Consider the following 3,092-nt stretch of genomic DNA (forward strand, 5'->3'; position numbering starts at 1 on the left):
GCGACCGCGGCGAGCACGGCGTCGGCGACCTCCTCGGGGTGGGACACCGCGACGGCATGCGACGCACCGGCGATCTCGACCAGGCGTCCGCCTGCCCGCTGCGCCATGAAGCGGACCGCCTCCGGCGGGATGTTCCGGTCGCCGCCGGCGAGCACGAACGTCGAGGGCAGGCGCTCCCACGCGGGGGTGCCCACCGCGAGTCCCTCGCCCAGGGCCTCCGCCGTGGCGGGCCGCTGGCCGGCCGCCATGAGCTCTGCGGTGGCGGGATCGACGTCGGCCGCGAACTGCTGCGCGAACGCTTCCTGGCGGATGGCGAGCTCGGTGCCGCCTCCGGTGAGCGGGTAGCTCGTCAGCGTGTCGCCCAGCGTGCTGCCGGGGAACTTGCCCGACAGCTCGAGCGCGCTCTCGCCGTCGGCGGGCGCGAACGCGGCGACGTAGACCAGGGCGGCGACGTTCGGGGCGTCGGCCGCGGCCTGGGTGATCACGCTGCCCCCGTAGGAGTGGCCCACGAGGACCACCGGTCCGGGGATCGAGGCGAGGACGTCAGCGACGTACCGGCCGTCGCCGGACAGGGTGCGCAACGGGTTCGCCACCGCGGTGACGGCGACGACGTGGGACCGGAGACGCGCGATGACGCCGTTCCAGCTGGACGAGTCCGCGAACGCGCCGTGGACGAGGACGACCGTGGCGCGGGACGTGGGAGCGGGCACGGGGCGGGAGGTGCTGGGCTCGGACATGAGGGTGTTCCTTTCGTCGGGACCTGGGTCGAGGTCGGTGCCGGGCACTGCGGCGGGGGCGTGGTCGGGGTCGGGGTCGGGGTCGGGGTGCCGCCGGCGTCAGCGGCCCGGGCGGCGCTCGCGGATCTCCTGCAGGTACCAGGTGTTCCCGTCGGGGTCCTGGAAGGAGACGAACGAGGCGTAGCTGCGGCGCTGCGGGTCGCGGCCCGGGGCGCGCTGGTGGTCTCCGGCGTGGTGGAACGCGCCGCCGGCGTCGTGGAAGACCTCGCTGACGTCGACGCCGCGCGCGCGGAGGTCGGCGCGGGCGGCCTCGACGTCGTGCACCCCGAGGAGCAGGCTGTCGAGGGTGCCCGGCGCTGCGGCAGTGATCCGGCTGCCGAAGGTGATCGACGTCGGTGACCCCGGTGGGGTCACCTGGACGACGGCGAGCCCGTCGGGCATCAGGAGGTCGGCATCCAGCCGCCAGCCGATCCGTTCGACGTAGAACTGCTTGGCCCGGTCGACGTCGGCCACCGGGACGATGACCGACTCGATCCTCAGCTCGCCCGGAGCCGGAGGTGGCGTCGGCGAGGACGTCGCGGTCTGTGCGTCGGTCGCTGTGGTGCTCATCGTGCTCTCCGTTCGGTTGGCGGTACGACCCCACCGTCCGGCCCACGGCACGCCCGCGGCACCCGTGCCCCCCACGGGTCCGCTCCCCAGGCACGGGCCCGCGTGCCCTGGCCGGGGTCACCCGTGCCGGCACCGGTGCCGCACCCGGGCGCCGGTGCTGCGGTGTCCGCGGCACCGTCGTCGTAGCACCCCGTCCCGTCACGAGAAGGGCCGACCATGTCCGCTCCGTCCGCTCCCGACCGCCGCGCGATCGCCCGGCTGCGATCGCGGCTTCCCTCGCGCGACGAGCCCGCCGGGCCCGTGCTTCTCGCGCTCGACGACACCCCGGCCAGCCACGTCCCGGTCCAGTGGGCGGCGGCCGAGTCCTCGGTCCGGGGCACGACGCTCCGGGTTTTGCGGGCCGTCTCGACGCCGCTGCCGGTCGTGGACCCCACGACCCCGTGGAGCGCCTGGTATCCCTGGGCCGCCCCCGACGGGCGGAGCCTGGTCGCGGTCGCGTGGGACTCCGCTCGCGCGGACCTGGACGGCGTCGTGCGGCAGGCGCACGCGGTCGATCCCCGGCTCGGCGTCGAGGTCGGGCTCAGGAAGGCGGGCGCGCCGGGCCCGTGGCCGGACGACGACGCCCTGCTGGTCGTGGGACGCCGGCGCGGCCTGGCGCCGCGCGGTCCGGTGCCCGGCGCGGCACGGCGCGCGCTGCGACGCGCACCCCGCGCGGTGGCGGTGGTCGGTCTCGCGGGGCGCGCGCTGACCGGGCCGTCCGCGCACCGGGTGGTCGTGGCATTGCGCTCCCGCGAGGACCCGACCGGCGTCCTCGACGTGGCGTTCCGTGCCGCGGCGCGCCGCAGGACCGGGGTCACCGTGCTGCACGCCCCGGGTGACCACCTTCCGCCGGCCGTCGCCCGAGAGCTCCTCGACGAGGTCCTGGATCCGTACGGCCTGGTCTTCCCCGAGGTCGACGTGCGGACCCGGGCCGTCAGGGGGCTCGCCCGGGCGGTGGTGCAGGAGGCGCAGGGTGCCGCGCTCACGGTCGTGGGCGTCCCGTCATCGCGGCGTGAGGCGAGGGGCCGTACGTTGGCGCGCCGCGTCGTCGGCGGCACCCGCGGAACCGTCGTCCTCGTCCCGACGCACGGGCCGGGGCGTCGATGACACGAGGCCCGTCATCGAGACCGCCGACCGTGACGTCGGCTTCGCCGGCCGACATGATGTGGAGGACGCACCATCTCGGGAGGAGCGATGGCACCATCCGCCGGTGACCGGCAGGAGCCGGTGGGTACGCGTCGCCTGGGGCTGCCGCTCTGGGCGGCGCTGGCGGCGCTCGGCATCGTCGCGCTCGCCGTCGTCGCTGCCGTCCTGAGACCTGGCGCGACCGATCCGCCGCCCCAGGCGTGCCCGGCGATCGGCTACTCCAGCGTGCTCACGGTGACCCTTGAGGGGGACACGTCCGAGGTGGCGGTGCTCCAGGTGCGCGACGGTGGCCAGTGGCAGCCGCCGTATCCGCCGGACGCTCAGGTGCCCGCGATCCCGACGTCGCACGACGGCGACACCTGGACGTTCACGCTCTTCTCCGCGCCGCGCTCGGTCCAGCTCCGCGCGCTGGACGACGACGGCGACCTGCTCGCGCGGACCGAGGTCGACGTCGGCTGGGTGCGCGTCGGCGGGACCGCCGAGTGCGGCGGCCCGACGGAGGCCGAGGTCGCCTGGGTGCTCTGACGGCCGTGGAGCAGGGGACGCCACGACGGGCCCCGG

4 protein-coding genes are annotated in these 3,092 nt (G+C 76.1%); 2 read left to right on the plus strand and 2 right to left on the minus strand.

All coding sequences use genetic code 11. The features are described 5' to 3' along the window. Both ACFWEK_RS20315 and ACFWEK_RS20320 read right to left on the minus strand, forming a co-directional pair. Window positions 1-737: alpha/beta fold hydrolase (locus ACFWEK_RS20315; RefSeq protein ID WP_430555212.1), on the minus strand; the 737-nt coding region annotated here is incomplete at its 3' end. A 99-nt stretch (window positions 738-836) separates the two neighbouring features. Further along, window positions 837-1,346, minus strand: coding sequence for a VOC family protein (locus tag ACFWEK_RS20320; RefSeq protein WP_430555213.1), 510 nt, complete (start codon window positions 1,344-1,346; stop codon window positions 837-839). 216 nt (window positions 1,347-1,562) lie between these two features. Between ACFWEK_RS20320 and ACFWEK_RS20325 the strand changes: the two genes are divergently transcribed. Further along, the gene (locus ACFWEK_RS20325; protein ID WP_430555214.1) at window positions 1,563-2,492 is read left to right on the plus strand and encodes a hypothetical protein; all 930 of its coding nucleotides are present in this window, start codon (window positions 1,563-1,565) and stop codon (window positions 2,490-2,492) included. An 87-nt stretch (window positions 2,493-2,579) separates the two neighbouring features. Next, window positions 2,580-3,056, plus strand: coding sequence for a hypothetical protein (locus tag ACFWEK_RS20330; protein ID WP_430555215.1), 477 nt, complete (start codon window positions 2,580-2,582; stop codon window positions 3,054-3,056). The last annotated feature ends 36 nt before the right edge of the window (window positions 3,057-3,092 follow it).

Origin of the sequence: Isoptericola sp. NPDC060257 (assembly GCF_042726645.1) — a bacterium.
Taxonomy (GTDB): domain Bacteria; phylum Actinomycetota; class Actinomycetes; order Actinomycetales; family Cellulomonadaceae; genus Isoptericola; species Isoptericola nanjingensis.

Coding starts and splice junctions, on each gene's coding strand:
- ACFWEK_RS20320 (WP_430555213.1), bottom strand. CDS start 1,346: ATGAGCACCACAGCGACCGACGCACAGACCGCGACGTCCTCGCCGACG.
- ACFWEK_RS20325 (WP_430555214.1), top strand. CDS start 1,563: ATGTCCGCTCCGTCCGCTCCCGACCGCCGCGCGATCGCCCGGCTGCGA.
- ACFWEK_RS20330 (WP_430555215.1), top strand. CDS start 2,580: ATGGCACCATCCGCCGGTGACCGGCAGGAGCCGGTGGGTACGCGTCGC.